Below are 26,153 nucleotides of genomic sequence, written 5' to 3' on the forward strand. Positions count from 1 at the left end.
GCGGGGACGCGGCCCGTCAGGTGGCGGGGATCGCGGCGGGCATCGCCCGGTGGCGGGCCGGGCTCGGGCCGGTGGGGGCGGGCGCCTCCGCCATCGCCTCGTCCGGCTCGTCCAGGCTGTCGAGGTCGGGCTGGATGCGTCCGTCGAGGACGGCGCGGGCATGGGCGAGGTCGATCTTGCCCTCCCAGCGGGCGATCACCAGGGTGGCCACCATGTTGCCGATGGCGTTGGTGATGCAGCGCAGCTCGTTGAGGATGCGGTCGACGCCGATGATCAGCGCGATGCCGGCGACGGGAAGGAGCTGGGACGCCTGCAGGGTGGCGGCGAGCACGAACAGGATGGCCCCGGCGACCCCGGCCACCCCCTTCGAGGTCACCAGCGCGATGGCGAGGATCCCGAGCTCCTGCTCCCAGGTGAGCGGGATGTTGAGCGCCTGGGCGATGAAGCCGATCGCCATGGTGAGGTAGATGCACGAGCCGTCCATGTTGAAGGACAGGCCCGCCGGCATCACCAGGCCGGTGACGCCCTTCTCGACGGAGAGTCCGCCGAGCTTGGCCATCAGGCGCGGTAGGACCGATTCCGTGCTGGTCGTGCCGAGCAGGATGAACATCTCCTCGCGGACGTAGAGGAACAGCTTCCACAGGCTCAGGCCCACGTAGAACCGCATCACGCCGCCGAGGAACAACACGATGAACACGAAGAAGGTCAGGTAGAGGGACAGGATCAGCATCCCGTACTGGGCCAGGATGCCGAGGCCGAACTTGCCGATGGTGAAGGCCATGGCCCCGAACGCCCCGATGGGGGCGAAGCGCATGATGATGCCCACGACCTTCATCAGGATCTCGCCGAAGGCGTGGATGACCCGGAGGGGGAACTGCCCCTTCGGCCCCATGGCGGCGAGGCCCATCCCCACCAGCACGGAGAAGAACATCACCTGCAGCAGGTCGCCCTTGGCGAAGGCGTCGACAGCGCTGTGCGGGATGATGTTGGCGATGATCTCCATCACGCTCTGGGCGTGGGCCTTGCCGGCGATCGTGGCGACGCTCTGGGCGTCCAGGCTCTCCACCGTGGCGTTGATGCCGTCGCCCGGCCGCAGCAGGTTGACGAAGAGGAGGCCGGCGCCGAGGGCCACGGTGGTCGAGACCTCGAAGTACACGAGGGTCTTCAGGCCCATGCGGCCGACGCTCTTCATGTCGCCCACATGGGCGATGCCGACCACCACCGTGCAGAAGATCACCGGCCCGACGACCATCTTGATCAGGTTGATGAACATGTCGCCGAGGATCTTCAGGCCGACGGCGAAGCCGGGGGCCAGCACGCCCACGACGATGCCGAGGGCGATGCCGATCAGGACCTGGCCGTAGATCGATCGCAAGAATTTCATTGGCGCGAACCGCATCGGCATTCCTCCCACGCGCGCTTCGAACGGGATGCGCCGCTGCGCGGTCTTCATCCCTTCGCGAAAAACTCCGCCTTCGCGAAAACCCCGATGGCGTCGGGGCGGGACGCCGCGTTCCAGGCCGGAACGCGGCGGGAGAGGCCGCCGGTCAGGCGCTCCGGTACAGCTTCGTCATCACGAACTCACGGTGGCCGAGGGATTCGGCGGCCGTGAGCCGTCCGTTCGCGGTCCGCACCACCATGTCGATCAGGGCGTCGCCGGCCTGCGGGATGGTCATCTCCCGGGTGAGCACGCCCGAGACGTCGACGTCGATGTGCTCGCCCATGGTGCGCACCGTGCGTGGGTTGCCGGTGATCTTGATCACCGGGACGATCGGGTTGCCGATGACGTTGCCCTGGCCGGTGGGGAAGGTGTGGACCACGTAGCCCGCCGCCGCCATCAGGGTCACGCACTCGGCCGCCGCCGAGGAGGTGTCCATGTAGTACAGGCCCGGTCCCCGGGCGGGGGACTCGGCCGGCTGCAGCGCGTCGATGTAGCGGCAGTCGTGGCCGATCTTCTCGAGGTTGCCGAGCGCCTTCTCCTCGATGGTGCTCAGGCCGCCGAGGATGTTGCCCTTGGTCGGCTGGGAATCCGAGAGGTCGTCCGTCTTATGGGCCTCGATGACGTCGTCCTGGTAGGACTTCCACATGGCGAACCACTTGTCGCCGATCTCCGGCGTGGCGGCGCGCTCGCGGCAGAGGTGCTCGGCGCCGGTGATCTCCGAGGTCTCGCCGAACACGCCGTAGATCCCCTGCGGGATCAGCTTGTCGTAGAGGTTGCCCACGGTGGGGCAGGAGGACAGGCCGGTGGTGGTGTCGGACTCGCCGCACTTCGTCGAGATCCAGAGGTCCGAGATCGGGCATTCCTCGCGGGGCAGCTCGGTCGCCCACTGCACGAAGCGCTTGGCCTGGTAGCTCGCCTTGGCGATGGTGGCGATGTCGCCGTGCCCCTCGATGCCGAAGCCGACCACGGGCTTGCCGGTCTTGGCGATGCCCTCGACGATCCGGTTGGTCCACTGGTCCTCGATGCCGATCACCACCACGGCGGCGACGTTCGGGTTGGAGCCGATGCCGATCAGGGTGCGGAAATGGAGCTCGAGATCCTCGCCGAACTGCAGGCGGCCATAGGCGTGGGGCAGGGCCATCGTGCCCTTGACGAGGTTGGCGACCGCCTCGCAGGAGGCGTTCGAGAGATCGTCCAGGGGCAGGAGGACGACGTGGTTGCGCACGCCGACGCGGCCGTTCTCGCGGCGCCAGCCCATGAAGGTGGCGGCCGCGATGTCCGCCGAGGGGCGGGCGGCGCCGAGGGCGCCGGTGGCGAACTGGTCGGGGGCTCCGCCGACGAAGGGGGAGGTGGTCTCGGGGGCGTTCATGATGGTCTCTCCGGGCATCGCGACCTCACCAGCGCTTCGTCTTGAGGTTCTGGACATGGACGTGTTCGCCCTTGGCGACGTCCTGGACGATCTTGCCGATGTCCTGGCCGTACTTGATGGCCGTATCGCCGGCCTTCAGGTCGGTGAGCGCCACCTTGTGGCCGATCGGGATGTCGTGGCGGACATGCACCGCGAAGGTCGAATCGTCCTCGGTGATGACGCCGAACGCATCGGTGTCGGCACGCAGGCCCTCGATGACCGCGACGGCGACGTTGTCCAGCGGGCTGTGGGCGAGAAGGTGCGGCTTCGTCCGCCCCTCGCCCGATCCGGCGTGGCTGTTCATTCCGAGATCCTCCTGGGTGAAGCCGTCGGCTCTTTGCGGCGACTGAGTCTTATATAAGACATGAGATTTTCCGGCGTCAATCCGCGAGGCGAATCTGTCTCGACCGGGGATCCGGGCGGGGGGAACGAGCTCCAGCCTATCGCCTCAGCATCCGGAGCCCGCCGTCCAGGCAGGCACCGGCTTGATCCCACGGTAATCTTATATAAGACATAAGTACTCACGTCGTGCGGTCCGGCCGTCACGCACCCCGACGATTTCCCGGCAGACCGAGACGCAGCGTGAGCGAGACCCTCCAGATCGTCCTGTGCCTGAGCTGCGCCGGCCTCATCTCCGGCCTGACGGGCTTCGCCTTCGCCCTGGTGGCCTCCGGCACCCTGCTGTCGATCCGGGCGCCCGTCGAGGCGACGGCCCTGGTGCTGACCTGCAGCATCCTCTCGCAGGCCCTGTCGGTGATGCGGCTGCGGACCCTGCCGCCGCGGGCGACGGCCCTGGCGATGATCGGCCCCGGCCTCCTCGGGGCGCCGATCGGCATCTACCTCCTGAACGATCTCAATCCCGCTCTGATCAAGGTGCTGATCGGGGTCTTCCTGATCCTCTACAGCGCCGGCGTGGCGCTGCTGCGCAGCGACTTCCGGGTGTCGTTCGGCAATGCCTGGAGCGACGGCGCCGTGGGCTTCCTCGGCGGCATCCTCGGCGGCATCGCCGGGCTGTCGGGCGCGCTTCCCACCGCCTGGAGCCTGGTGCGCGGCTGGGACCCGCGCATGCAGCGGGCGGTCTACCAGAGCTTCACCCTGGTCCTGCAGGTCTGGTCCCTGGCGATCCTGGCCGTGCTCAACCCGTTCCCGCCCGAGCTCCTGGGGGACCTCGCCCTCGGCCTCCCCATCGTCCTCGTCAGCGTGCTGGCCGGGCTGTCGCTGTTCGCGCAGATCGACCAGCGCCGGTTCCGCGCCCTCGTCCTGGCGCTGCTCGCCGCCATCGGCGTCACCACCACCGCCCTGGCGCTCCCCGGCCTGCTGTCCTGAGGCGCGCCCCCGACGGCGGAGATGGCGGGCCGCGAAGCGATTCGGCCTTGACGGGATGCGCCGCCAGGGCGCCCGCTCAACATTGCGCGTATCACGCAAAATTGTTGACCTCATGCGCGTTATGCGCAGAATGAGCGAATCGTTGCGGTCGATCTCCGGTCGCGTGCGACGAAAAAAATCGTCAAAAGCGAAAAAATTGCGCGAAACGCGCACGGAGGAGACGCGCATGCAGATTCCGATCAAGCGGGCCATCGAGGCGGTGCCCGGCGGCATGATGGTGGTGCCGCTCCTGGCCGGCGCCCTGATCGCCACCTTCTTTCCCGGCACCCCGAAGCTGTTCGGCTCGTTCACGGGCGCGCTCTTCTCCGGCGCCCTGACGATCCTGGCGGTCTTCTACGTCTGCATGGGCGCCAGCATCGACTTCCACGCGACGCCGTACATCATGAAGAAGGGCGGCACCCTGCTGGTCGTGAAGGTCGGCATCGCCATCCTGCTGGGGCTGGTCTTCGGGCAGGTCCTCGGCGAGGCGCCCGTCGCGGCCGGCATGTTCGCGGGCCTCTCCACCCTGGCGGTGGTCGCCGCCATGAACGACACCAACGGGGGCCTCTACATGGCCCTGATGGGCCAGTACGGCCGCCCCCGCGACGTCGGGGCCTACACGGTGATGTCCCTGGAGAGCGGGCCGTTCCTCACCATGGTGACCCTCGGCGTCGCCGGGCTCTCGGCCTTTCCCTGGCAGACCCTGGTGGGCGCGATCCTGCCGCTCCTCGTCGGCATGATCATCGGCAACCTCGACCGGGAGATGCGCGCCTTTCTCAGCCGGGCGATCCCCGTGATGATCCCGTTCTTCGCCTTCGCCCTGGGGGCCGGCCTCGACCTGACCAAGGTCTGGCAGGCCGGCCTGCTCGGCCTCGCCATGGGCGTCGCCGTGGTGGTGGTCACCGGCATCCCGCTGTTCTTCGCCGACCGGCTCACGGGGGGGACCGGCGTCGCCGGGATCGCGGCGGCCTCGACGGCGGGCAACGCCGCCGCCGTGCCGGCGATCGTCGCCTCGGCCAACCCGGCCTATGCCGAAGCCGCCGGACCGGCGACGATCCTGGTGGCGGCCTGCGTCGTCGTGACGGCGATCCTGGTGCCGATCGCCACCGCCTGGGCGTCCCGGCGCTTCGGCGGCGGCGAGGCCGAGGCCGAGACCGGGAGCCCGGAGGTCGCGCCCCCCGCGCAGCCCGTCGCCGGCCGCTGACATGACCGCCGCCGATTCGGCCCGCCGCTGGCTCATCCTCGCCGACGACCTGACGGGGGCGGCCGACTGCGCCATCGCCTTCGGGCGGCGCGGCCTCGACGCGGCGGTGACCTGGGGGGAGGCCGCGGGCATCGCCGACCGGGACCTCGCGGTGCTGGCCTACGACGCCGACAGCCGCGGCCTGTCCGGGGACGCGGCGGCGGCGCGGCACGCCGCTCTGCTGGCGCGCTGGTTCGCGCCGGACCGGGTCCTGTTCAAGAAGATCGATTCGACCCTCCGGGGCCAGCCCGCCGCCGAGACCGCCGCCACCCTGGCGGTCCTGGCGGCCCGGACCGGGTCCGCCTTCGGGATCTGCGCCCCGGCCTTCCCGGCCACCGGCCGGACCACCCTGGAGGGCCGGGTCCGGGTCGACGGCCGCCCCCTGGAGGCGGCGGAGGTCTGGCGGCGCGACCACACCTACGCGAGCGCCGACCTCCGGGCCATCCTCGCCGGCGCGGGGATCCGCAGCGAGACGGTGTCGCTCGCTACCGTGCGCGGGACCGGCCGCGGCGGCGACTTGGTCGCCGACTTGGTCGCCGACTTGGCCGCGGAGCTGGCCCGAATCGCCGCGACGGGGCCGGCCGTCGCGGTCTGCGATGCCGAGACCGAGGCCGACCTCGACCGGATCGCGGCGGCGGGCCTGTCCCTGGCGCCGGCCCCGTTCTTCATCGGCAGCGCGGGCCTCGCCCATGCGCTCGCCGCCCTCCCGGCGGCACCGGCGATGCAGCCCCCGTCCCACGCGCCGAGCCGCTTCGGCAGCCTGATCGTGGTCGGCTCGCTGGCCGCCGCCAGCCGCGCGGCCGCCCGCCGGCTTGCCGGACGGGACGGCGTCACCCACCTGCCCGTGGACCCGGGGACGCTGCTCGTCGACGGCCCGGCCCGGGCCGCCTTCGCCGGCCGCGTCGCCGCCATCCTCGAGGCCGGGGGCGACGCCCTGGTGGAGATCACCACCGCGGGCGAGCCCGACATGGCCCTCGGACCGCGCCTGGCCCGGGGCCTCGCCGAAGCCCTCGACCCGGTGGCCTGCCGGATCGGTGCCGTGGCGGCCACCGGCGGCGAGACCGCCGCGGCGCTGCTGGCGCGCTTCGGCGTCGACGGCATCCGCCTCGTCGACGAGATCGAGCCGGGGGTCTCCCTCGGCCTGACCCTGGGGCGCCTCGCCGTGCCGGTCGCCACCAAGGCCGGCGCCTTCGGCGACGCCGACTCCCTCATCCGCATTCGCGAGCGCCTGCGCGCCGCCCGACTCGAAGGACGCTTCTCATGACCCGCCCCACGCTCGCGATCACCATGGGCGACCCCGCCGGCATCGGGCCGGAGATCATCATGAAGGCGCTGGGGCATGCCGACGTCCAGGCGACGTGCCGGCCCCTGGTCATCGGCGACGCCGAGCGCCTGCGGCAGGCCGGCCGGATCGTCGGCTCCGGCCTGACGGTCGATGCCCTGTCGGCGGCCGGGGAGGCGGATTTCGACGGCGGCGCTGTGCAGTGCCTCGACCTCAAGGTCGTGCCCGCCGACCTGCCGTTCGGGCAGGTCTCGCCGGTCGCCGGCGAGGCGGCCTACCGCTACATCGAGAAGGCCGTGGCGGTGGTCCAGGCCGGGCAGGCCCAGGGCATCTGCACGGCGCCCCTGTCCAAGGAGGCGCTCCACGCCGCCGGCCACAGGTTCCCCGGCCACACCGAGCTCCTCGCCCACCTCACCGGCACGCCGGAGGTCTCGATGATGCTGGTCTCACCCAAGCTGCGGGTGATCCACGTCACCACCCATATCGGCCTCATCGACGCCATCGCGAAGATCGAGCCCGGCCTCGTCGAGCGCGTCATCGCCCGCGGCCACGCCGTCCTGGTGAAGGCGGGCCTCGCCGATCCGAAGATCGGCGTCTGCGCCATCAATCCCCATGCGGGCGAGAACGGCCTGTTCGGGCGGGGCGAGGAGGCGGAGAAGATCGCCCCGGCCATCGCGGCCTGCCGGGCGAAGGGCTGGGACGTGCGCGGACCGCTGCCCGCCGACACGCTGTTCTTCCTCGCCGGGCGCGGCGACTACGACATGGTGGTGGCCATGTACCACGATCAGGGCCACGGCCCGATCAAGGTCCTGGGACTCGAGGCGGGGGTGAACATCACCGTGGGCCTGCCGGTGATCCGCACCTCCGTGGACCACGGCACGGCCTTCGACATCGCCGGCACGGGGATCGCGGACGAGCGCAGCCTGATCGAGGCCCTGCGCCAGGCCGTCGACCTCGCGCCGAAATCGATCGCCGCCTGAGACCGCGTGGGTCCTGTCGCGTCGCCGCCGATCCGGGCGAAACGCCCTGGCCAGCGGCCGCGACCTCGGCCATGACGAGGGATCGAAGCCGGGAGAGCCACGAACCCATGTCGATGCGCAGCCAGGAGCGTCGGGCGTTGCTGCTGGAGGCGCTGAGCGTCGGCGAGATCGACGTCGACGACGTGGCGGCCCGCCTGAAGGTCTCCGCCTCCACGGTCCGCCGCGACCTCCAGCACCTCTCCGCCACCCGGGCCGTGCGCCGGACCTATGGCGGGGCGATCCTGACGCGCCACCCGCCCGAGACCACCCTGACCGAGCGGCTCGCCGTGAACGGCGCGGAGAAGCGGGCGATCGCCCGCGCCGCCCTCGACCTCGTGGCGGACGGGGACACGCTGATCCTCGACGCCGGCTCGACGGTGGCGGCCTTCGGCCAGCTCCTGGCCAAGCGGCGGCTGCGGATCATCACCAACAACCTCGCGCTGCTGCCCTTCCTGGCCGAGGCGCCGGACCTCGACCTCGTCGTCCTCGGGGGGGCGCTCCGGGCCACCAGCATGAGCACCGTCGGCCCCCTCGCCATCGAGGCCCTGCGCCTGATGACGGCGGACCGGGCGATCGTCAGCGCCGACGGCGTCGTGGCCGGGCGCGGCCTGTGCGAGGCGAGCCTCGACCAGGTCGCCCTCAAGTCCCTCATGATGCGCCAGGCGCGCGAGGTGATCGTGCTGGCCAATGCGGGCAAGCTCGGCCGGGCCGAGCAGACCGCCTGGGCGCCGCTTCCGCGCGACTGGACCCTGGTGACGGATTCGCCGGAGCCGCGCGAGGAGCTGCGGCGCCTGGCCGAGGCCGGCGCCCGGATCCACGTGGCGCCCGACCGGGACGGCTGATCCGGGCTCCGCTCGATCGAAGCGGTGCCCGGATCGGCAAGCCGGCGCGGCGCGTGCGCGAAGCCCACATCCGCCATCCCGAAGGGATCCGCCGGATTGGGTAGTAGGCGCGCGCCGGCTACCGCCGCGCCGTCCGTCCGGGCTAGGATCGGTCGATCCTGAGCCGGGGGCCGGACGCGTGACGCGACGCCTGATGAAGTTCCTCCACACGATGGGGTCGACCGGCCTTCTGGGCGCGATGGCGGCCCTCGTCGTCATGCTCGGCGCGGCGCCGCCGCCGAGCGCCCTCGACGGCTACGCCGCGGCACGGGCCGCCATGGGGGCGGTCGCCACCTGGATCGTCCTGCCGAGCCTGGCGCTGACCCTGGTCTCCGGGCTGCTGGCCATGACCCTGAACCGCGGCTTCCTCAACGCGGGCTGGGCCTGGCTGAAGCTCGCCACCGGGGTGCTGATGTTCGAGGGCGTGCTCGTCTACGTGCAGGGGCCGATGCGCCAGGAGGCGGAGCAGAGCGCCCTGGCGCTGGCGGGACGGGTCGATCCCGCCACCCTGGCGGCCAGCCTCGGGCCGGAGCGCGGGACGCTCTGGGTGTTGCTGGCGGTGGCCACGGCGAACGTCGTCCTGGGCATCTGGCGGCCGCGGCTCCTGCGCCTGCCCCGCTAGGGATCCGCGGCCGGACCGCGCGGCCTCCAGCCTCTTTCGAAGGCTTTCCCGGGAAAAGCCGCCGTCACGACAGGCACAGGACAGCATTGTGCCCCGCCGCCAGCGATGATCCGCCGGCCAGCCGCGTCCTAATCAGGAACGGATTCCGCACAACCTCGGTCAGAGGCGATAAACGCGCCCAGCGGCCCGTTTAATCCCGAAAAATCCCGCCCCGTCGTAGCATTATTCTGCTTGCACCGATCCGTGGCATACCAAATAATGCAGGTGTGCTGCCCGACAAATGAACCATAGGATTCGCCTCAGGCGTGCGGGCCGCAATCGAGCATTCCAATCGGGATCTTCAACACAACGCATCCCGTCCCAAGCAGAACGAGGAAACGAGCTCATGGCGATGACTGCTGCCGCGCCCCCCGCAACGAAACCATCCGTCAATCGATGGTTGCAACTGATTCTCGGCGTGGCCTGCATGGTCGCCGCTGCCAATATACAATATGCCTGGACACTCTTCGTCCCCGAGATCCAGAAGACCTTCGGCTGGGATCGCGCGGCGATCCAGGTCGCGTTCACGATCTTCGTCGTGGTCCAGACCTGGCTGACTCCGATCGAGGGCTACTTCATCGACAAGTACGGCCCGAGCCGCGTGGTGATGTTCGGCGGCCTGATGACGGGCCTGGCCTGGGTCATCAACTCCTACGCCACCTCGCTCACCGGCTTCTATGCCGGCTCGGTGGCGGGCGGCATCGGCGTCGGCTGCGTCTACGCCACCTGCATCAACAACGCCCTGAAGTGGTTCCCGGACAAGCGCGGCCTCGCGGTCGGCCTGACGGCGGGCGGCTACGGCGCGGGCTCGGCCCTGACGATCATCCCGATCGCCAACATGATTTCGCAGGGCAGCTACGCCCAGGCCTTCTTCATCTTCGGGCTGATCCAGGGCGGCATCATCATGCTGGCGGCCATCGGCCTGCGCGCACCGTCCAAGGGCGAGGTCACCTTCTCCACCAAGGTGCTGCAGACCCGGCGCGACTACACCCTGCGCGAGGCCCTGCGCACGCCGGTGTTCTGGGTGATGCTGCTGATGTTCACCTGCACGGTCACGGGCGGCCTGATGGCGGTGGCCCAGCTCGGCGTCATCGCGCAGGATCTCGGCGTCAAGGAATTCCAGGTCAACCTGTACTTCTTCGCCATGGCCGCGCTGCCCTTCGCGCTGATGCTCGACCGGATCATGAACGGCATCTCGCGTCCGCTCTTCGGCTACGTCTCCGACCGGATCGGGCGCGAGAAGACGATGTTCATCGCCTTCACAATGGAGGGGATCGGCATCGTCGCGCTGGGCTACTTCGGCACCAACCCGTGGGCCTTCGTCATCCTCTCGGGCATCGTGTTCCTGGCCTGGGGCGAGGTCTACTCCCTGTTCAGCGCCACCGCCGCCGACACCTTCGGCTCCAAGCACATCGGCAAGATCTACGGCGTGCTCTATTGCGCCAAGGGCTTCGCCGCGCTGTTCGTGCCGGTGGGCAACCTGCTGATGCAGGCGACCGGGACCTGGGCGACGGTGCTCTACACCGTGGCGGTGATGGACCTCGTCGCGGCCTTCCTCGCCATCGCCGTGCTGCGGCCGATGCTGAAGCGCCACCACGCCGCGCAAGGCGTGGCCCAGCCGGCCGGCGCCCTGGCACACGCCTGACCCGCCCGCGCCCCGGCCCCCGGGCCGGGGCATCCCCGGGCGTCCCGCCGCGCCCGGCCCGACGCGACGTCCCCCTCTCGAGCCGGGCCCGGAGCCCGGCTCGAAGCCGTCCGCCCCCGGGCGATCCCGAGCGGTGTCGGGCGGGCCCCCACCGGGCAAGGTTTCGAGCAAAGGTTCCGCGATGGTCCTCTCCGTCCTCCTCGCCCTGGTGAGCATTCCCTTCGCGATCGTCGTGCTGCAGACGGCGGACTTCAATCGCGACGTGTTCGCCGTGCTGTACGTCTCCTCCCTCGGCCTCGTCCTGTCGGCCATCCTGCTGGTCGGCGGCTACTACCTGCTGCCGCTGCCGCCGATCGTCCCCGAGCCGCTGCACCGATGATCGCGGGCTCGGGGCCGCGGAAGCGACCGGCCTCGTCCGATCGATCGTCCCGACCTTCGCGGCCCCACCGTCGCTTGCCGGCCGTCGAGGCCGGCCCCGGTTGCATGACCGCCTTGCGGTATGTGGCATACCAAATCCCGTTGTGCAGCGCGATAATCCTCCGTCGCACCGCAACCGGGATACTTCGATGCTCTCTCTGTTCGTTCTCGGCCTGGCCGCCGTCGCCATCGGCCCGATGCTGGCCCTGCTGGTGGACGAGGAGGCCTCCGGACCGGCGGCCGCCGACACGGGCTCCGCCGGCATGTTCGTCGCGCTCAACGACAACGCCCTGTCGACGGCCCGGCGCGCGGCCTGATCGAGGCCTGCTCCCGACGTTTCGACCCGCCCGACGCCCGTCGCGGCGGGTCTTGTCATGCACCGGCCTGGGCGGACGGCGTCAGGGCGTTCTGGGAGGCTTGGCCGCGGCGGCGCGGGCCGGCCGCGCCGGCCTGGCTTCCGGCGCCGTCGGATCCTCGATCGTGAGGGCCCCGCTCGGGTCGTCGAGCACCGGGATCCGGTCGAGGCTGAGGGCCGAGCGCGCCCCGTCCCCGCGCCCCGAGGTCGGCGGCGGGGCGGCGGGGCCCGGGCCGCGCGCGTCGCGGCTCGACCCGGCGTCGACCCCGGCTCCCGCCGTCGCGGCCGGCCGCCTGGCGGGCGCGAGAGGGGGCGCGGGCTCGGCCACGGCCCGGGCGACCGGCTCGGCGGCCCAGACCCGGGCAGCGGCGGGCGCCTCGTCCAGGGCCGGGGAGGGCGCCTTCACGGTGAGAACCAGCAGGATGGGCAGGCCGAGGCCGGCCACCAGGGCGAGGCCCGCGATGGCGCCGGAGCGCATGCCGCGCAGGATCGGATGCGGCGCGGCCTCGGAGATCGAGCGCAGCGGTCCGATGCGGTGCCGGGCGGTGCGGCGCCACCGCCGGGGACGGGCGGGGCGGCGGGACAGGCCTGCGGAAGACTCCACGCCCAAGACTCCCCGCTCATGACACAGCGTTGCGAAACCGGGCCAGTCCGGCAATTCGAAAGTGTTCGCCTACCGATACCGACAAATCAACATCTTTTGTCAGTGAAGCGTCGGCCGGGACCGACGCATTTCTGATGTCGCGCAGATCAGGCGCCTGCCGCCTCCTGGTCGACCAGCCAGACCAGGCGGCCAACACTGCGCAGGTGCCGGACGGGCAGGTCCTCGCCGCGGGCGAGTCGGCGCAGGGGTTCCTGCTTCCCGGCCCCCGTCACGAGGACCAGGGTCTCCCGGGCCGAGGCGAGGGCCGGAAAGGTGAGGGTGATGCGCGGCACGAAGGGGGCGAGCCCCGCCTCCGGCACCGGCGCCGTCCAGGCCTGCCGCTCGGCCAGGGCCGGCTTGGCCGGAAACAGCGAGGCCGTGTGCCCGTCCTCGCCGAGGCCGAGGAGGACGAGGTCGAACAGGGGCCGGGCGGGATCGAGGACGGCGGCGCCGTAGAACGCCCGCAGGGTCTCGGCATAGGCGCGCGCCCCGGACTCCGGGGTTCCGCCCGTGTCCATCCCGTGCAGGTGGCCCTCCGGGATCGGCGCGTCGCCGAAGGCCTCGCGCGCCATGCGGACATTGCTCGCCGCATCCGTCCACGGCACCATCCGGTCGTCGCCGAAGAACCAGTGCAGGCGCTCCCAGGGCAGTTGCGCCCGGTAGTCCGGGCCGCTCAGCCGGGCGTAGAGGCGCTTGGGCGTGGAGCCGCCGGAGAGGCAGACCGCGATGGTCGGACGCGGCGCCGAGCCGCACAGGGCCACGAGGCGGGCGGCGGCGGCCTCCGCCACCGCGTCGGCATCGGGCAGGATCTCGGCGGCCTCGGGCAGGGGGATCATCGGCGCGGAACCTCGATGGGGACGGGACGGGTCCGGGGGCGGCCCCCCGGACGCGCGGGCGACCGCCGCGGGGTTATTTCGGCTCCTGGTGGCCGCCGAAACCCTTGCGCATGGCCGAGAGCAGCTTGTCGGCGTAGCTCGCCTCCTCGCGGGAGCGGAAGCGCGCGTAGAGGGCGGCCGAGAGCACGTTGGCCGGCACGGATTCCTCGATGGCGGCGTTCAGGGTCCAGCGGCCCTCGCCGGAATCGGCGACGAAGCCGGAGAAGTCCTCCAGGTGCTCGTCCCGGGCCAGGGCCCCGGCGGTGAGGTCGAGGAGCCAGGACGAGACGACGCTGCCGCGGCGCCAGACCTCGGCGATGTCGCCAATGTTCAGCCGGAAGCGCTGGGCCTCGGGCAGGTCCTCGGAATCGGCGTGCCGGAGGATGTCGAAGCCCTCGGCATAGGCCTGCATCAGGCCGTACTCGATGCCGTTGTGGACCATCTTGACGAAGTGGCCGGCCCCGCTCGGACCCGCATGGATGTAGCCGGCCTCCGCGCGGGGATCGCGGCCCTCGCGCCCCGGGGTCTTCGGGATGGTGCCGAGGCCGGGCGCCAGGGTCCGGAAGATCGGGTCGAGGCGCTCCAGGGCGGCCGTGTCGCCGCCGATCATCATGCAGTAGCCGCGCTCCAGGCCCCAGACGCCGCCGGAGGTGCCGACGTCGACGTAGTGGATGCCAGCGCCCTTCAGCGTGGCGGCGCGGCGGATGTCGTCCTTGTAGAAGGAATTGCCGCCGTCGATGATGACGTCGTCCGGGGCCATCAGGCCCCCGAGACTCGTCACCGTGGCCTCGGTGATGGCGCCAGCCGGGAGCATCACCCAGGCGGCCCGGGGCACGGAGAGCCTGGCGACGAAGTCCTCGAGGCTGTCCGCCCCCGTGGCGCCCTCCGCCACCAGGGCGGCGACCGCCTCCGGGTTCTGGTCGAAGACCACCGCCTGGTGCCCGTCCCGCAGGAGCCGGCGGACGATGTTGCCGCCCATCCGGCCGAGGCCGATCATGCCGAGTTGCATCCCGTGTCTCCCGTGCCCGCGACGGCGCGCCGGATTCGCGCCCGGCCGTCGCACGCTCCCTCGTGCGAAGGGCTAGCGCATTTGGCCTGCCAGGGCGAGGCGGCGGACCGGCCGCCGCCCCTGCGTCCGGCGCGCGGGTCTCGCCCTTGCCGGACGCCGCCGCCGCCCTCAGGCGGAGGTCGGCCCGACGCCGGGTTCGGCCAGCACCGGGCTGGCGCCGACCTCGGCCGCCTGCGCCTCGACCACGGCGGCGGCCGTGACGTTGACGATGCCGCGGGCGGTCACCGAGGGCGACAGGATGTGGGCGGGCTTGGCCGGGCCGATGAGCAGGGGCCCGACGGGCAGGGCGTCGGCCAGCACCTTGGCGAACTGGAAGGCGATGTTGGCCGCATCCAGGTTCGGCAGGATCAGCACGTTGGCCGCGCCCTTCAGGCGCGAGGCCGGCATCACCCGGTCGCGGATCAGCTCCGACAGGGCGGAATCGGCCTGCATCTCCCCGTCGACCTCAAGGTCGGAGCGACGCTCGCGGATCAGGCCCAGGGCGGTGCGCATCTTCACCGCCGAACGCGAATCCGACTGGCCGAAATCCGAGTGGCTCAACAGCGCGATCTTCGGGGTCAGGCCGAAGCGGCTGACATGCTCGGCGCAGGCCACGGCGACGTCGGCGATCTCCTCCGCGCTGGGATCCGGCCGCACATGGGTGTCGGCGAGGAAGTAGGCGCCCTCCTTGGTGACGATCAGGCTCATGGCGGCGAAGTCGAGTACGCCGGGCGCGAGGCCGATCACGTCGCGGATCACCCGCAGGCGGGTCTCGAAGCGGCCCTCGAGGCCGCAGATCAGCGCGTCCGCCTCGCCGCGGCGCACCGCGATGGCGCCGATCACCGTGTTGTTGGTGCGCACCAGGGTGCGGGCGGCGTCGGGCGTGATGCCGCGCCGGCCGGCGGCCTCCAGGTAGGTGGCGACGTAGTCGCGGTAGCGCGGATCGTCCTCGGGATCGATCAGGTCGAAATCGACGCCCTGCTTGAGGGAGAGGCCGAAGCGCTTGATCCGGGTCTCGATCACCCGGGGCCGGCCGACGAGGATCGGGCGCGCGACCTTGTCCTCGCAGATCGCCTGGGCGGCGCGCAGCACGCGCTCGTCCTCGCCCTCGGTGTAGATGACCCGCTTGGGGTTCTCCTTCGCCTTGGAGAAGATCGGCTTCATGATGAAGCCCGAGCGGTGGACGAAGCGGTCGAGGCTGTCGGTATAGGCCTGGATGTTCTCGAGCGGCCGCCCGGCGACGCCCGAATCCATCGCGGCCTGGGCCACGGCGGGGGCGATGCGCAGGATCAGGCGGGGGTCGAACGGGCTCGGGATCAGCGAGCGCGGGCCGAAGGGCCGGGCCTCGCCGCCATAGGCGCGGGCGACCACATCGGAGGGCGTCTCGCGGGCGAGCGCGGCGATCGCCTTCACGGCGGCCTGCTTCATCTCCTCGTTGATCGAGGTGGCGCCGACGTCGAGGGCGCCCCGAAAGATGTAGGGGAAGCACAGGACGTTGTTGACTTGGTTGGGGAAGTCCGAGCGCCCGGTGCAGATCATCGCGTCGGGGCGCTTCTCCTGCGCCAGGTCCGGCATGATCTCGGGGTAGGGGTTGGCCAGCGCCATGATCAGCGGCTTGTCGGCCATCGTTTCCAGGTATTCGGGCTTCAGGACGCCGCCGGCCGAGAGGCCGATGAACACGTCGGCGCCGGGGATCACCTCGGCCAGGGTCCGGGCCTGCGTCTCCTGGGCGTAGACGTCCTTCCAGCGGTCCATCAGCTCGGGCCGGCCCTTGTAGACCACGCCCTTGATGTCGGTGACGGTGATGTTCTCGACGCGGGCGCCCAGCGACACCAGCAGGTTGAGGCAGGCGAGCGCCGCCGCACCCGCGCCCGAGGTGACGATGCGGACGTCGGAGAGCTGCTTGCCGGCGAGCTCCAGGCCGTTGAGGACGGCGGCCGCCACGATGATCGCGGTGCCGTGCTGGTCGTCGTGGAAGACCGGGATGTTCATCCGGGCCCGGCACTGCTCCTCGACCTCGAAGCACTCCGGCGCCTTGATGTCCTCGAGGTTGATGCCGCCGAAGGTCGGCTCCAGGGCGCAGACCACGTCGACGAGCTTGCCCACGTCGTGCTGGGCGACCTCGATGTCGAACACGTCGATGCCGGCGAACTTCTTGAACAGGACGGCCTTGCCCTCCATCACGGGCTTCGAGGCGAGCGGCCCGATGTCGCCGAGGCCGAGCACGGCCGTGCCGTTGGTGAGCACCGCGACGAGGTTCTGCCGGATGGTGAGGGTGGCGGCCTCCTGCGGATCCTCGTGGATCGCCATGCAGGCGGCGGCGACGCCGGGCGAGTAGGCCAGCGCCAGGTCGCGCTGGTTGCCCAGCGGCTTGGTCGCCTGGATCTCCAGTTTCCCGGGCCGCGGCAGTCGGTGATAGACGAGCGCTCCCGACTTGAGATCGTCGGACATATTGTCGCCCATGGTCGTCCTCCTGAGGATTGCGCGCTGCCCCGGCGTCGGAGCGCGTCTCCCATCATCGGCGGGATCTTCGCTGGGGGCTCCTGTTGCACCGGCTGCCGGATGGGCGCAACCCGCGCGCGGAGACCCCGAATCGACCGTGCCCGCCCGCTCTTCGGGCCGGTTTTCCCTTCGGCACAAACTCCTACGGCGGGGCATTCCTGTCGCGTCCGGACCGCGGCCCGACGCTGACGATCGGCGGATTTTGTTCCATCGCGACGGGGATTGCGTTCCTGGCCGCCCCCGCGACGCGCGCTCCGGACGGCCCGGCGTTGCGGCCTCGCGCCGAATCCCGTACCCGCTAGCGCTCGCCGTCCCCACCGCACGACGTGAAACGATCCAAGGCCCGCGACGATGTCCGACACGCCCCCCGACCGCCTCGCTGTGAATCCCAACAGCCCGTACTACGACGAGAAGATGCTCGAGCGCGGCATCGGCATCCGCTTCAAGGGCGTCGAGAAGACCAATGTCGAGGAATACTGCGTCAGCGAAGGCTGGGTCCGCCTCTCGGCCGGCAAGACCCTGGACCGGGCCGGCAACCCGATGACGGTGAAGCTCAAGGGCCCCGTGGAGCCCTACTTTCGCGATGACGCGCCGGCCGAAGCCTGAGGCTCAGGAGGCCGACGCCGCCTCCAGGGGGAACGGCGTCGGCGCCCCGTAGGGCGCGATCCTGGTGCCGCGGCTGTTGTCCGCCTCCCAGCCGTGCAGGATTTTCGCAAGCGCGGCCCGGTCGCCGGCGCGCAGCGGTTCGGCGACGCTCAGGACCATCCGGCGGCGGCGCCGGAACCCGTCGATGTCGGGGGACCGGTCTTCGCGAAGCTCCGGCTCCAGGGTTTCGCAGAGCGCCCCCGCCGCATCCAGGAGGCTCGTCAGAAGATCGGCCCCCGGCAGGAAGGTCCGCACCATCCTCCCGTGCGGGGTACGGAAGTCCTCGTGGGAACCGCGGTCGATCAGGACGCGCAGGGCCACGTGGCGAACCGGACGAAGCCAGAGACAGTCAGATCCGATCTGAATCAGGTCGTCGTATCGCACCGTCAGCGGTCCGCTCGTCCGATCTCGCCGCTGCAGGGACCATACATCCTCAAGTTGCATTCTTTCGCGCTTGGGGAAGTCGGGAATCGCGCCTCGGGCGTCCCGATCAGGCCGGACCCGCCCGCTCCCGCTTCGCCCGCTCGCCGTTGAAATTCCGCACCGCCACGGCGACCGCCTCCGCCAGAGCCGCCTCGGAGGTCGGGTCGCGCAGGACGAGGCTGGTGATGGCGTCGGGGTGGTTCTTGCGCTGCTTCGGTGTGCGGGCGTGGTTCGAGACCCGTAGGGCGAAGGCACAGGCCGCGGGCTTGAGATAGACGCTGTCGCCCCGGGTGTTGCGCGCCACCACCGCGAAGCCCTGCGCCGCGAGAATCGCGACGGCGCGGGCCAGGGCCTCGGCGGGCCGGAGGACGGTCATGCGCGCGACGTCCCGTGAGCCCACGGCTTCGGGCCGCTCCCCCTGCGGGGACGGCCCGAGGACGGCCGCCTCAGGCGCCCTTCTCGGGCAGGTTGAGGCGGATGTGGAGCTCGCGCAGCTGCTTCGGCGTGGCCTCGGCCGGGGCGCCCATCATCAGGTCCTCGGCGCGCTGGTTCATGGGGAACAGCACGACCTCGCGCAGGTTCTGCTCGCCGCAGAGCAGCATGACGATGCGGTCGATGCCCGGCGCGATGCCGCCGTGCGGGGGGGCGCCGAGCTTCAGGGCGTTGAGCATGCCGCCGAACTTCTCCTCCAGCACCTCGACGCCGTAGCCGGCGATGCCGAAGGCCTTCTCCATCACGTCGGGGCGATGGTTGCGGATCGCGCCCGAGGACAGCTCGGTGCCGTTGCAGACGATGTCGTACTGGAACGCCTTGATGTTCAGGATCGTCTCGGCATCCGCCGGGTCGAGGGCCAGGAACGCCTCCCGGTCGAAGTTCGGCATCGAGAACGGGTTGTGCGAGAAGTCGATCCGCTTCTCGTCCTCGTTCCACTCGTACATCGGGAAGTCGGTGATCCAGCAGAACGCGTACTGGTCCTTGTCGGACAGGCCGAGCTCGTCGCCGATGCGGATGCGGGCCTTGCCGGCGAGCGCCGCCGCCTTGGCCTCGGTGCCGGCCGAGAAGAACACCGCGTCCCCGGCCTTGGTCCCGGTCTTCTCCGCGATCAGGGCCTGGACTTCGGCGGGGATGAACTTGGCGATCGGGCCCTTGCCGGTGAGCGTGCCGTTGTCGTCCTCGAAGATGATGTAGCCGAGGCCCGGCGCGCCCTCGGCGCGGGCGAAGTCGTTGAGCTTGTCGAAGAACGAGCGCGGCTGGGTCGCCGCCCCCGTGGCCGGGATGGCCCGGACCACGCCGCCGGAGGCGATCACGCCCTTGAAGGCCTTGAACGCCACGTCCTCGCGGGCGAACGCGGCCGTCACGTCGGCGATGATCAGCGGGTTGCGCAGGTCCGGCTTGTCGACGCCGTATTTCAGCATCGCCTCGGCATAGGGGATGCGCGGGAAGGTACCGGTGACGCGCTTGCCCTCGGCGAATTCCTCGAAGACCGAGCGCAGCACCGGCTCCACCGCCTGGAACACGTCCTCCTGCGTGACGAAGCTCATCTCGATGTCGAGCTGGTAGAACTCGCCCGGCGAGCGGTCGGCGCGGGCATCCTCGTCGCGGAAGCAGGGCGCGATCTGGAAGTAGCGGTCGAAGCCCGCGATCATCGTCAGCTGCTTGAACTGCTGCGGGGCCTGCGGCAGCGCGTAGAACTTGCCCGGGTGGACGCGGGACGGGACGAGGTAGTCGCGCGCGCCCTCCGGCGAGGAGGCGGTGAGGATCGGCGTCTGGAACTCGAAGAAGCCGCCGTCCCGCATGCGTCGGCGCAGGCTGTCGATGATCGCGCCGCGCTTCATGATGTTGGCGTGCAGCTTCTCGCGCCGCAGGTCGAGGAAGCGGTACTTGAGCCGCGTCTCCTCCGGGTAGTCGAGTTCGCCGAAGACCGGCATCGGCAATTCGCCCGCGGGGCCGAGCACCTCGAGGTCGTCGATGTAGACCTCCAGCGTGCCGGTGGGCAGGTCCGGGTTCTCGGTGCCGGCGGGGCGGGTGCGGACCCGGCCGTCGATGCGGATGACCCATTCCGAGCGCGCCGCGTTGGCGGCCTGGAAGGCCTTCGAATCCGAATCCACCACGCACTGGGTCAGGCCGTAATGGTCGCGCAGGTCGATGAACAGCACGCCGCCATGGTCGCGGATGCGGTGGCACCAGCCGGAGAGGCGGACGCTCTCGCCGACGTCGGACGGCCGGAGCGCCCCGCAGGTATGGGTCCGGTAACGGTGCATGACGGGCTGCTGCATAACGGGCTGACGGATCACGGGCTTTGGGGATTGAGCGGCGCACCATTCACGCGGGGGAGGTGAAGTCAAGGCGACGGCGATGCGCGGGGGAGGCCCGAAGACCGCCGAAACCCGGCGGATCCAGGCCCGGAACCCTTCCGGAATCGCCCGGTGATTCCCATATCAGGCCTATGAATTCAAACGCTTTTTTCGACATTCTGCGTCAGGCGGGAGCGACTCACGAGGCCGCGACCGCCGCATCCGCGACGGGCGAGCGGCAGGAGGGCCGGTGGCGCGTCCTGCCCCTCGAGGGCACCTTCGAGATCGTCTACGAGGATTCGCGCGGGGCTTGGAGCACCCGGCGGGTCGAGGCGCGCGAGCTGAAGCTCGGGCCGGGCCGGACGCTCTTGGGCGGCATCGACCGGGGGCGGGGCGGCTACCGGGGATTTCGCGCCGACCGCATCCGCCGGCTCGTCGATCCGGCGAGCACCACGCGGCTCGAGGCCGGCATTCTCGACTGGCTCCTGGCCCGGGCCGAGGCACAGCGCCGGGAGCGCGCGGCCCAGATCCGAGCGCTGGCGACCCGGCGCCGCCCGGTGAAGACGCGCGCCGGGCCGCGCGAGGTCGCCGCCTAGGGGTATTCGCGGCTTCGAATTCTGGTGACCGGGTCCGGCGTCCCTCGCCTGGGGCGAGAACCTTCGGTATAGCCGATTCATGGATCTGATCGCCACCACTGCGGCCCTGGCCGAGGCCTGCACCCGCCTGTCCGCCCATCCCTTCGTGACCGTCGACACGGAGTTCATGCGCGAGACGACCTACTATCCGAAGCTCTGCCTCATCCAGATGGCGGCGCCCGACGGCACGGGCGTGCTCGTCGACCCCCTCTCCCCCGACATCGACCTGGCGCCGTTCTTCGCCCTGATGGCCGACGAGGGCGTGGTGAAGGTGTTCCACTCCGCCCGCCAGGACCTGGAGATCATCTGGCTCCTCGGGGGCCTGCTGCCGCAGCCGTTCTTCGACACCCAGGTCGCCGCCATGGTCTGCGGCTACGGCGACTCGGTCTCCTACGAGCAGCTGGTCAACGACGTGGCCAAGGCCAAGATCGACAAGTCCTCGCGCTTCACCGACTGGTCGCGCCGGCCGCTCTCGGACGCCCAGCTCAGCTACGCCCTCTCCGACGTGACGCACCTCGTGAAGGTCTACGAGGTGCTGGCGGGCCAGCTCCTCTCCACCGATCGCGGCGAGTGGCTCGACGAGGAGATGAGCGTGCTCACCTCGCCGGAGACCTACCGGGCCGATCCGGCCTCCGCCTGGCGCCGCCTGGCGGGGCGGATGCGCAAGCCCCGCGAGATCGCCGTGCTGATGGAGGTCGCCGCCTGGCGCGAGCGCGAGGCCCAGAGCCGCAACGTGCCGCGCGGGCGCATCCTCAAGGACGAGGCGGTGATCGACGTGGCGACCTCGGCGCCCCGCAGCGTCGAGGCGCTGGGGCGCCTGCGCTCGATTCCCGCCGGCTTCGAGCGCTCGCGCACCGGCACCGACATCCTGGCGGCGGTGGAGCGGGGCTTCGCACGCGACCTCTCGGACATCGCCCCGCCCGAGCGCACCCGCAGTCGGGGCGGCAACGGGGCGCTGGTCGAGCTGCTTAAGGTCCTGCTGAAGGCCGTATGCGAGACCGAGGGCGTCGCCCCGAAGATCATCGCCACGGTGGACGACCTCGAGGCCATCGCGGAGGACGACGCGGCCGACGTGGCCGTGCTGCACGGCTGGCGCCGGACGCTGTTCGGCGAGAAGGCCCTGGCCCTCAAGAGCGGCCGCCTCGCCCTCTCGGCCGAGCGCGGCCGGGTGGTGGTGCGCGACCTGGCGTGAGTCCGTCCGGCGCGAGTCTTTCGGGCGCGACGCGCCGCGGCGGAGGCCCGGTCGGGCGGCCGTCGTGGAGCTGAAGTGGCTGGAGGATTTCCTCAGCCTCGCCCAGACCCGCAGCTTCTCCCGCTCGGCGGAAGCCCGCCACGTCACCCAGTCGGCCTTCAGCCGGCGCATCCGGGCCCTCGAACTCTGGCTCGGGGTGGCCCTGGTCGACCGCAGCACCTACCCCACCACCCTGACCCCGGAGGGCCGCCGCTTCCGCGACACCGCCGAGGAGAGCGTGCGGGTGCTCCTCGGCGCCCGGGCGGACCTGCGCGCCGGCCTCGACTCCCCCGAGCCCCTGGTGCGGATCGCCGGGCTGCACACCCTGGCCCTGACGTTCTTTCCCGCCTGGTTCCGGACCCTCGCCGCGCGCACCGGACCGGTGGCGACGCGGCTCCTGCCGGACGACTTCCACGACTGCCTCCAGGCCCTGGTGGAGGGCGGCGCGGACTTCCTCCTGACCTTCCACCATCCGGGCGTGCCGATCCCCCTCGACCCGGCGCTCTACCCCCACCGGGTCGTCGGCGCCGACGCGCTGGTTCCGGTGCGGAGCCCGGACCTCGCCGCCGGGGCGGAGGGCCGGCCGGTGCCGCGCCTCGACTACGGACGGGATTCCTTCCTCGGCCGCGTCAGCGCGCTCGCGCAGGCCGAGCTCGGCCTGCCGCCGGGGCCGGTGGTCCACGCCAACCCCATGGCCGAGGCCCTGAAATGCATGGCCCTCGAGGGACACGGCCTCGCCTTCGTGCCGCGCAGCCTCGTCACCCGGGAACTCGCCGAGGGCCGCCTCGTCGCCGCCGGGCCGGCGGTGCCCCTGGAGATCCGCCTCTACCGCAACGGCGCCCCGGCCCACGGCCCCCGGGCACGCGCCGCCGTGGCGGCGATCTGGGCGGCGGCGTCCGAACCCGCCTGACGCTCGGGACAGGTTCGTCCGAACCCGCGTGACGTTCGGGGCGGGTTAGTCCGAACCCGCATGGGCCGTTCCGACACGGCATTGGCCCCCGCGCCGGTCTTCGCGCATCCCGTCCGCGGGACGCGCGACGGGGATCGGGACGATGGCGGGGAGCGAAGGGCCGGACGTGCGATTGCTGGGCGTGCCATTGCTGGGCGTCCTGGGCGGCATGGGGCCGATGGCGACGGTGGATTTCCTGCGGAAGCTCGTGGAGGCGACGCCGGCCGCCCGCGACCAGGACCATCTCGCCGTGATGGTGGCCCAGGCCGCCGACATTCCCGACCGGACCCGGGCCATCCTGGGGGAGGGGCCCGACCCGCTGCCGGCGATGACCCTGGCCCTGCGCCGCCTCGAGGCCGCCGGCGCCACCCGCCTCGCGATCCCCTGCAACACCGCCCATCACTGGCACGGCGCGCTCCAGGCGCTGACCCCCGTCCCGATCCTGCACATCGTCGATGCGGTGGCGGCGGGGCTCGCCCGCCGGGGCCTCGCGGGCGGCCCGGTGGGGCTGCTCGCCACCGACGGCACCCTCCGGTCCGGGCTCTATCCCCGGCACCTCGGCCGCCACGGCTTCACCTGCCGCGTGCCCGCGGACCAGGCGGCGGTGATGCGGGCGGTCCGCCTCGTCAAGGCGGGGCAGGGGGCGCAGGCCCGGCCCCTGCTGGAGGCCGCGGCCGCGGGGCTGGTGGCGGAGGGGTGCCGGCAGGTGGTGATGGCCTGCACCGAGATCCCCCTCGCCCTGGCCGATCCGGCCGGTCCGGCGAGCGCGGTCCTGCTCGACGCCACCGACGCCCTGGCGCGGGCCTGCGTGGCGGCGGCCGCGCCGGCCCGCCGGGCGGCGTGATCCGTCCGGCCGGCTCGGCCCTCCGTCGTCTGTCTCAGTTTGCCTTGGCGTTGACCTCGAGGCGGTCGAACAGGGCGGCCGGGGTCGGGGCGGCGCTGAACTCCAGCATGCCGATGCCGGCGGCGTTCTTCGGCCGCAGGCTGACGGAGAGGGTGCCGGGCTTGGTCACGAACTGGCCCATCGCGGCGCCGATCGCCTTGGCGCCCGCCGAGTTGCCGAGGATCGCGGGCACGCCGAACACGCTCGCGGTGACGTATTCCTGCTTCAGCTCCTCGGGCTTCAGGCTGAGCACCTTCGACTGCGCGGCGATGAAACGGTCGAACAGGCCGGTGTTCTCGATGGTGAGGTCGAGGGCCTTGGCGGTGGCCGACAGCATGGCGAAGCTCGACACCGCCATGTCCGGGTTGAAGACCTCCGGGCCGATGCCGCCGATCATGCCGTTGAGGCGCAGGCTGCCCATGTCCTTGCCGGAGACCGAGACCTCGCCGAGCTTGAGCTCGCGGGCGGCCTCGTCCCAGGAGGTGTCGGCCACCAGGGCGAGGTCGAGGTCGCTGTAGCCGTAGAGGCCGAGGGAGCCGAGGCCCGGCACCCCCGCCACCGCGGAGGCCGGCAGGGTGAGGCCCGACAGGCTCAGGCGCCCGGCCGTCGGCACCCCGTCCCGCGGGGGCGCGAAGTTCATCGAGCCGTCGCGCAGGCCCACATGGGTCGGGGCGGGCGGCGCCCGGTCGGCCAAGGCCCTGTCGGCAGGGTCGCGGGGCGCCTTCGCCTCGGGCGGCAGGTCGAGGCTGAGATCCTTCAGGGCCAGGGTGCCGAGGGCCGGCGTCAGCAGGCGCAGCTCGCCGTCCGAGGGCGGCGTGGTCAGGGTGGCGAGCTTGCGCAGGGCCGCGACCGTCGGGCCGAGGGAGAAGCCGTCGAGGGAGAGCCGGGCGAGGCGCGCCTTGGCCCCGTCGATGCCCGCGAAGCGGATATCCTCCAGGAGGAGGCCGGCGCCGGTCAGCCCGAGGCGGGCGATGCCGAGGCTGAAGGCGTCCCGGGGCTTGGCCTCCTGGATGCTGAGGCCGGTGGCCTCCAGGGAACCGACGGAGACCGCTTCGGCGAGGTCGGCCCCGAGGCTCATCAGCCGCGCGCGCTCGGGCGGCGCGAGCCGCTCGTAGTCGACGGCCGTGAAGGCCTGGAGCGCCCCCGTCCAGGTCGCCGGGATCTGGCGGCCGCTGAGGTCGCGCCCCTCGATCCGGGCGATCTTCACGGCGGTGCCCCGGGCATCCACGTAGGCGACGTCGTCGACCGCGAAGGTGGCGTAGATCCGCTGCAGGGCGCTCTTGCCGTCGCCCGGCTCGCCGTAGAGGCGGGCGAGGACGGTCAGGTCGAGATCGGTCGCCCGCATCCGGCCGTAGGTGCCGGTGCCCTTCTGGGGGCCGCCCTCCAGGAGGATCGAGGCCCCGGCGGCGGTGAGCTCGGCGGCGCGCCCGGCGCGGACGTCGCGGGCCACCACGTCGCGATAGGTGACCACCGGCGTCGCCCCGGCGGTGCCGGTGCGCTCCACCCGCAATTCGGGCATCGCCAGGCTCGCGGCGTCGAGGCGCACGAGGCGGGCGGCCCAGGATTCGCCGGGGCCGGGCTTGAGCAGGGCGGTGAGTTCGTCCTTCGAGAGGCGGGTGCCGCTGGCGGTGAGGCGCGGGGCCTTCAGCACCGTGTCGCCGAAGGTCAGGGTGACGTCCTGCAGGGTGACGTCCTGGACCGCCGAGGCGGCCTCCTGAGCCCGCGCCGCGCCGGGCTGCACGGCGCTCCCCGCGCCGAGGAGGACGAGGACGCAGGCCGAGGCACCGGTCGCCCACGCGAGGAGGGGGCGGCCTTTCGAGCAGGTCATGGGCTTATCCGGATCGCTGGCGAAGAGGCGCTTTCAGGGGAAAGGCCCGGAGGCGTCGGGGAGAGGGCCCATCCGTGCCGCAGTTTCACGCGGGAGGCAATCGCGGGGGCGGGCCCCCGCGGGGGCCGCGCCGCATTCACAGCGAGAACGAGGTTCCGCAGCCACAGGAGGCGGTGGCCTGGGGGTTCTCGATCTTGAAGGATTGCCCGATCAGGTCGTTCACGAAATCGATGGTCGAACCGCTCATGTATTCCAGCGACATCGGGTCGACCAGGACGGTGGCGCCGTCGCGCTCGATCGCGACGTCGTCGGCGGCCCGCGCCTGCTCGATGTCGAAGGCGTAGGAGAAGCCCGAGCAGCCGCCGCCGTTCACGCTGATCCGCAGGGAGGCGCCGGGCGGCTCGGCGCCCATGATCTCGTTGATGCGCTTGGCGGCGCGGGGCGTCAGGGTGATGTCGGCCATCGGGGTATTCTCGCGGG

The 26,153-nt window shown here is 71.6% G+C and carries 26 protein-coding genes; 14 read left to right on the top strand and 12 right to left on the bottom strand.

Annotation, left to right across the window (positions count from 1 at the left end; genetic code table 11):
• Positions 1-16 precede the first annotated feature (16 nt).
• The 3 genes from ASG51_RS05975 to ASG51_RS05985 form a co-directional block, all read right to left on the bottom strand.
• On the bottom strand, positions 17-1,384 hold the full coding sequence (locus tag ASG51_RS05975; protein ID WP_056214268.1) for a cation:dicarboxylase symporter family transporter: 1,368 nt from the start codon (positions 1,382-1,384) through the stop codon (positions 17-19).
• A gap of 163 nt (positions 1,385-1,547) precedes the next feature.
• A complete protein-coding gene (locus ASG51_RS05980; RefSeq protein ID WP_156389594.1) occupies positions 1,548-2,699 on the bottom strand; it encodes a UxaA family hydrolase in 1,152 nt (383 codons plus the stop codon).
• A gap of 136 nt (positions 2,700-2,835) precedes the next feature.
• Positions 2,836-3,153, bottom strand: coding sequence for a UxaA family hydrolase (locus tag ASG51_RS05985; protein WP_056214120.1), 318 nt, complete (start codon positions 3,151-3,153; stop codon positions 2,836-2,838).
• 278 nt (positions 3,154-3,431) lie between these two features.
• On the opposite strand from ASG51_RS05985, the gene ASG51_RS05990 reads away from it, so the two are divergent.
• From ASG51_RS05990 to ASG51_RS23920, 9 genes are all read left to right on the top strand, one after another.
• The gene (locus ASG51_RS05990) at positions 3,432-4,175 is read left to right on the top strand and encodes a sulfite exporter TauE/SafE family protein (RefSeq protein ID WP_056214123.1); all 744 of its coding nucleotides are present in this window, start codon (positions 3,432-3,434) and stop codon (positions 4,173-4,175) included.
• Positions 4,176-4,401: 226 nt separating this feature from the next.
• The gene (locus ASG51_RS05995; RefSeq protein ID WP_056379712.1) at positions 4,402-5,418 is read left to right on the top strand and encodes a 2-keto-3-deoxygluconate permease; all 1,017 of its coding nucleotides are present in this window, start codon (positions 4,402-4,404) and stop codon (positions 5,416-5,418) included.
• A 1-nt stretch (position 5,419) separates the two neighbouring features.
• Positions 5,420-6,721 (top strand): four-carbon acid sugar kinase family protein, encoded by a 1,302-nt coding sequence (locus ASG51_RS06000; protein WP_056379714.1) that lies wholly within the window; start codon positions 5,420-5,422, stop codon positions 6,719-6,721.
• Positions 6,718-7,719, top strand: a complete 1,002-nt coding sequence (gene pdxA, locus ASG51_RS06005) for a 4-hydroxythreonine-4-phosphate dehydrogenase PdxA (protein ID WP_056214133.1) — start codon at positions 6,718-6,720, stop codon at positions 7,717-7,719. The genes ASG51_RS06000 and pdxA overlap by 4 nt, the downstream gene beginning before the upstream one ends.
• Before the next feature lie 107 nt (positions 7,720-7,826).
• Positions 7,827-8,600: a DeoR/GlpR family DNA-binding transcription regulator gene (locus ASG51_RS06010; protein WP_056214136.1), complete on the top strand. Its 774-nt coding sequence runs from the start codon at positions 7,827-7,829 to the stop codon at positions 8,598-8,600.
• 193 nt (positions 8,601-8,793) lie between these two features.
• Positions 8,794-9,261 (top strand): hypothetical protein, encoded by a 468-nt coding sequence (locus ASG51_RS06015; protein WP_056214274.1) that lies wholly within the window; start codon positions 8,794-8,796, stop codon positions 9,259-9,261.
• Between the two features lie 385 nt (positions 9,262-9,646).
• Positions 9,647-10,945 carry an oxalate/formate MFS antiporter gene (gene oxlT / locus ASG51_RS06020; protein ID WP_200917506.1) on the top strand — a complete coding sequence of 433 codons (1,299 nt, stop codon included), beginning with the start codon at positions 9,647-9,649 and terminating at the stop codon, positions 10,943-10,945.
• A 181-nt stretch (positions 10,946-11,126) separates the two neighbouring features.
• A complete protein-coding gene (locus ASG51_RS06025) occupies positions 11,127-11,324 on the top strand; it encodes a hypothetical protein (protein ID WP_056214138.1) in 198 nt (65 codons plus the stop codon).
• 187 nt (positions 11,325-11,511) lie between these two features.
• On the top strand, positions 11,512-11,679 hold the full coding sequence (locus ASG51_RS23920) for a hypothetical protein (protein WP_156389587.1): 168 nt from the start codon (positions 11,512-11,514) through the stop codon (positions 11,677-11,679).
• Positions 11,680-11,760: 81 nt separating this feature from the next.
• Here ASG51_RS23920 and ASG51_RS06030 read toward each other — a convergent pair whose 3' ends face one another.
• The 4 genes from ASG51_RS06030 to ASG51_RS06045 all read right to left on the bottom strand — a co-directional run bounded on the left by ASG51_RS06030 (position 11,761) and on the right by ASG51_RS06045 (position 16,746).
• Positions 11,761-12,321, bottom strand: a complete 561-nt coding sequence (locus tag ASG51_RS06030; RefSeq protein ID WP_156389588.1) for a hypothetical protein — start codon at positions 12,319-12,321, stop codon at positions 11,761-11,763.
• Positions 12,322-12,467: 146 nt separating this feature from the next.
• On the bottom strand, positions 12,468-13,196 hold the full coding sequence (pgl, locus tag ASG51_RS06035) for a 6-phosphogluconolactonase (RefSeq protein ID WP_056214145.1): 729 nt from the start codon (positions 13,194-13,196) through the stop codon (positions 12,468-12,470).
• A 73-nt stretch (positions 13,197-13,269) separates the two neighbouring features.
• Positions 13,270-14,244, bottom strand: coding sequence for a phosphogluconate dehydrogenase (NAD(+)-dependent, decarboxylating) (gene gnd / locus ASG51_RS06040; RefSeq protein ID WP_056214148.1), 975 nt, complete (start codon positions 14,242-14,244; stop codon positions 13,270-13,272).
• Positions 14,245-14,412: 168 nt separating this feature from the next.
• On the bottom strand, positions 14,413-16,746 hold the full coding sequence (locus tag ASG51_RS06045; protein WP_056379718.1) for an NADP-dependent malic enzyme: 2,334 nt from the start codon (positions 16,744-16,746) through the stop codon (positions 14,413-14,415).
• 390 nt (positions 16,747-17,136) lie between these two features.
• On the opposite strand from ASG51_RS06045, the gene ASG51_RS06050 reads away from it, so the two are divergent.
• On the top strand, positions 17,137-17,391 hold the full coding sequence (locus ASG51_RS06050) for a DUF3297 family protein (RefSeq protein ID WP_056214155.1): 255 nt from the start codon (positions 17,137-17,139) through the stop codon (positions 17,389-17,391).
• 3 nt (positions 17,392-17,394) lie between these two features.
• On the opposite strand, the gene ASG51_RS06055 is transcribed toward ASG51_RS06050, so the two are convergent.
• From ASG51_RS06055 to aspS, 3 genes are all read right to left on the bottom strand, one after another.
• Positions 17,395-17,751: a hypothetical protein gene (locus ASG51_RS06055; RefSeq protein ID WP_056379720.1), complete on the bottom strand. Its 357-nt coding sequence runs from the start codon at positions 17,749-17,751 to the stop codon at positions 17,395-17,397.
• A 169-nt stretch (positions 17,752-17,920) separates the two neighbouring features.
• The gene (locus ASG51_RS06060; protein WP_056214162.1) at positions 17,921-18,229 is read right to left on the bottom strand and encodes a hypothetical protein; all 309 of its coding nucleotides are present in this window, start codon (positions 18,227-18,229) and stop codon (positions 17,921-17,923) included.
• Positions 18,230-18,299: 70 nt separating this feature from the next.
• Positions 18,300-20,114, bottom strand: coding sequence for an aspartate--tRNA ligase (gene aspS / locus ASG51_RS06065; protein WP_056379755.1), 1,815 nt, complete (start codon positions 20,112-20,114; stop codon positions 18,300-18,302).
• Between the two features lie 185 nt (positions 20,115-20,299).
• Here aspS and ASG51_RS06070 point away from each other — a divergent pair, with 185 nt between their 5' ends.
• The 4 genes from ASG51_RS06070 (at position 20,300) to ASG51_RS06085 (ending at position 23,806) form a co-directional block, all read left to right on the top strand.
• Positions 20,300-20,743, top strand: coding sequence for a hypothetical protein (locus ASG51_RS06070; RefSeq protein WP_056379722.1), 444 nt, complete (start codon positions 20,300-20,302; stop codon positions 20,741-20,743).
• 79 nt (positions 20,744-20,822) lie between these two features.
• Positions 20,823-21,974, top strand: a complete 1,152-nt coding sequence (rnd, locus tag ASG51_RS06075; RefSeq protein ID WP_056379724.1) for a ribonuclease D — start codon at positions 20,823-20,825, stop codon at positions 21,972-21,974.
• 64 nt (positions 21,975-22,038) lie between these two features.
• Positions 22,039-22,923 carry a LysR family transcriptional regulator gene (locus ASG51_RS06080; protein WP_056277670.1) on the top strand — a complete coding sequence of 295 codons (885 nt, stop codon included), beginning with the start codon at positions 22,039-22,041 and terminating at the stop codon, positions 22,921-22,923.
• 142 nt (positions 22,924-23,065) lie between these two features.
• Positions 23,066-23,806, top strand: coding sequence for an amino acid racemase (locus ASG51_RS06085; protein ID WP_347379728.1), 741 nt, complete (start codon positions 23,066-23,068; stop codon positions 23,804-23,806).
• Positions 23,807-23,840: 34 nt separating this feature from the next.
• Here ASG51_RS06085 and ASG51_RS06090 read toward each other — a convergent pair whose 3' ends face one another.
• Positions 23,841-25,673, bottom strand: a complete 1,833-nt coding sequence (locus ASG51_RS06090) for a hypothetical protein (RefSeq protein WP_056379725.1) — start codon at positions 25,671-25,673, stop codon at positions 23,841-23,843.
• Between the two features lie 136 nt (positions 25,674-25,809).
• Complete coding sequence (gene erpA, locus ASG51_RS06095) at positions 25,810-26,136, bottom strand: iron-sulfur cluster insertion protein ErpA (RefSeq protein ID WP_056214183.1); 327 nt, start codon at positions 26,134-26,136, stop codon at positions 25,810-25,812.
• Between the last annotated feature and the right edge of the window lie 17 nt (positions 26,137-26,153).

The sequence above is a fragment of the Methylobacterium sp. Leaf465 genome (assembly GCF_001424705.1).
In the GTDB taxonomy this organism is placed as follows: Bacteria; Pseudomonadota; Alphaproteobacteria; order Rhizobiales; family Beijerinckiaceae; genus Methylobacterium.

Coding starts and splice junctions, on each gene's coding strand:
- ASG51_RS06050 (WP_056214155.1), top strand. CDS start 17,137: ATGTCCGACACGCCCCCCGACCGCCTCGCTGTGAATCCCAACAGCCCG.
- ASG51_RS06070 (WP_056379722.1), top strand. CDS start 20,300: ATGAATTCAAACGCTTTTTTCGACATTCTGCGTCAGGCGGGAGCGACT.
- ASG51_RS06000 (WP_056379714.1), top strand. CDS start 5,420: ATGACCGCCGCCGATTCGGCCCGCCGCTGGCTCATCCTCGCCGACGAC.
- rnd (WP_056379724.1), top strand. CDS start 20,823: ATGGATCTGATCGCCACCACTGCGGCCCTGGCCGAGGCCTGCACCCGC.
- gnd (WP_056214148.1), bottom strand. CDS start 14,244: ATGCAACTCGGCATGATCGGCCTCGGCCGGATGGGCGGCAACATCGTC.
- ASG51_RS05980 (WP_156389594.1), bottom strand. CDS start 2,699: ATGGGCTGGCGCCGCGAGAACGGCCGCGTCGGCGTGCGCAACCACGTC.
- ASG51_RS06085 (WP_347379728.1), top strand. CDS start 23,066: ATGGCGGGGAGCGAAGGGCCGGACGTGCGATTGCTGGGCGTGCCATTG.
- ASG51_RS06090 (WP_056379725.1), bottom strand. CDS start 25,673: ATGACCTGCTCGAAAGGCCGCCCCCTCCTCGCGTGGGCGACCGGTGCC.
- ASG51_RS06010 (WP_056214136.1), top strand. CDS start 7,827: ATGTCGATGCGCAGCCAGGAGCGTCGGGCGTTGCTGCTGGAGGCGCTG.
- aspS (WP_056379755.1), bottom strand. CDS start 20,114: ATGCACCGTTACCGGACCCATACCTGCGGGGCGCTCCGGCCGTCCGAC.
- ASG51_RS05985 (WP_056214120.1), bottom strand. CDS start 3,153: ATGAACAGCCACGCCGGATCGGGCGAGGGGCGGACGAAGCCGCACCTT.
- ASG51_RS23920 (WP_156389587.1), top strand. CDS start 11,512: ATGCTCTCTCTGTTCGTTCTCGGCCTGGCCGCCGTCGCCATCGGCCCG.
- ASG51_RS06060 (WP_056214162.1), bottom strand. CDS start 18,229: ATGACCGTCCTCCGGCCCGCCGAGGCCCTGGCCCGCGCCGTCGCGATT.
- oxlT (WP_200917506.1), top strand. CDS start 9,647: ATGGCGATGACTGCTGCCGCGCCCCCCGCAACGAAACCATCCGTCAAT.
- ASG51_RS05995 (WP_056379712.1), top strand. CDS start 4,402: ATGCAGATTCCGATCAAGCGGGCCATCGAGGCGGTGCCCGGCGGCATG.
- ASG51_RS06015 (WP_056214274.1), top strand. CDS start 8,794: ATGAAGTTCCTCCACACGATGGGGTCGACCGGCCTTCTGGGCGCGATG.
- pdxA (WP_056214133.1), top strand. CDS start 6,718: ATGACCCGCCCCACGCTCGCGATCACCATGGGCGACCCCGCCGGCATC.
- ASG51_RS05975 (WP_056214268.1), bottom strand. CDS start 1,384: ATGAAATTCTTGCGATCGATCTACGGCCAGGTCCTGATCGGCATCGCC.
- ASG51_RS06025 (WP_056214138.1), top strand. CDS start 11,127: ATGGTCCTCTCCGTCCTCCTCGCCCTGGTGAGCATTCCCTTCGCGATC.
- pgl (WP_056214145.1), bottom strand. CDS start 13,196: ATGATCCCCCTGCCCGAGGCCGCCGAGATCCTGCCCGATGCCGACGCG.
- erpA (WP_056214183.1), bottom strand. CDS start 26,136: ATGGCCGACATCACCCTGACGCCCCGCGCCGCCAAGCGCATCAACGAG.
- ASG51_RS06045 (WP_056379718.1), bottom strand. CDS start 16,746: ATGGGCGACAATATGTCCGACGATCTCAAGTCGGGAGCGCTCGTCTAT.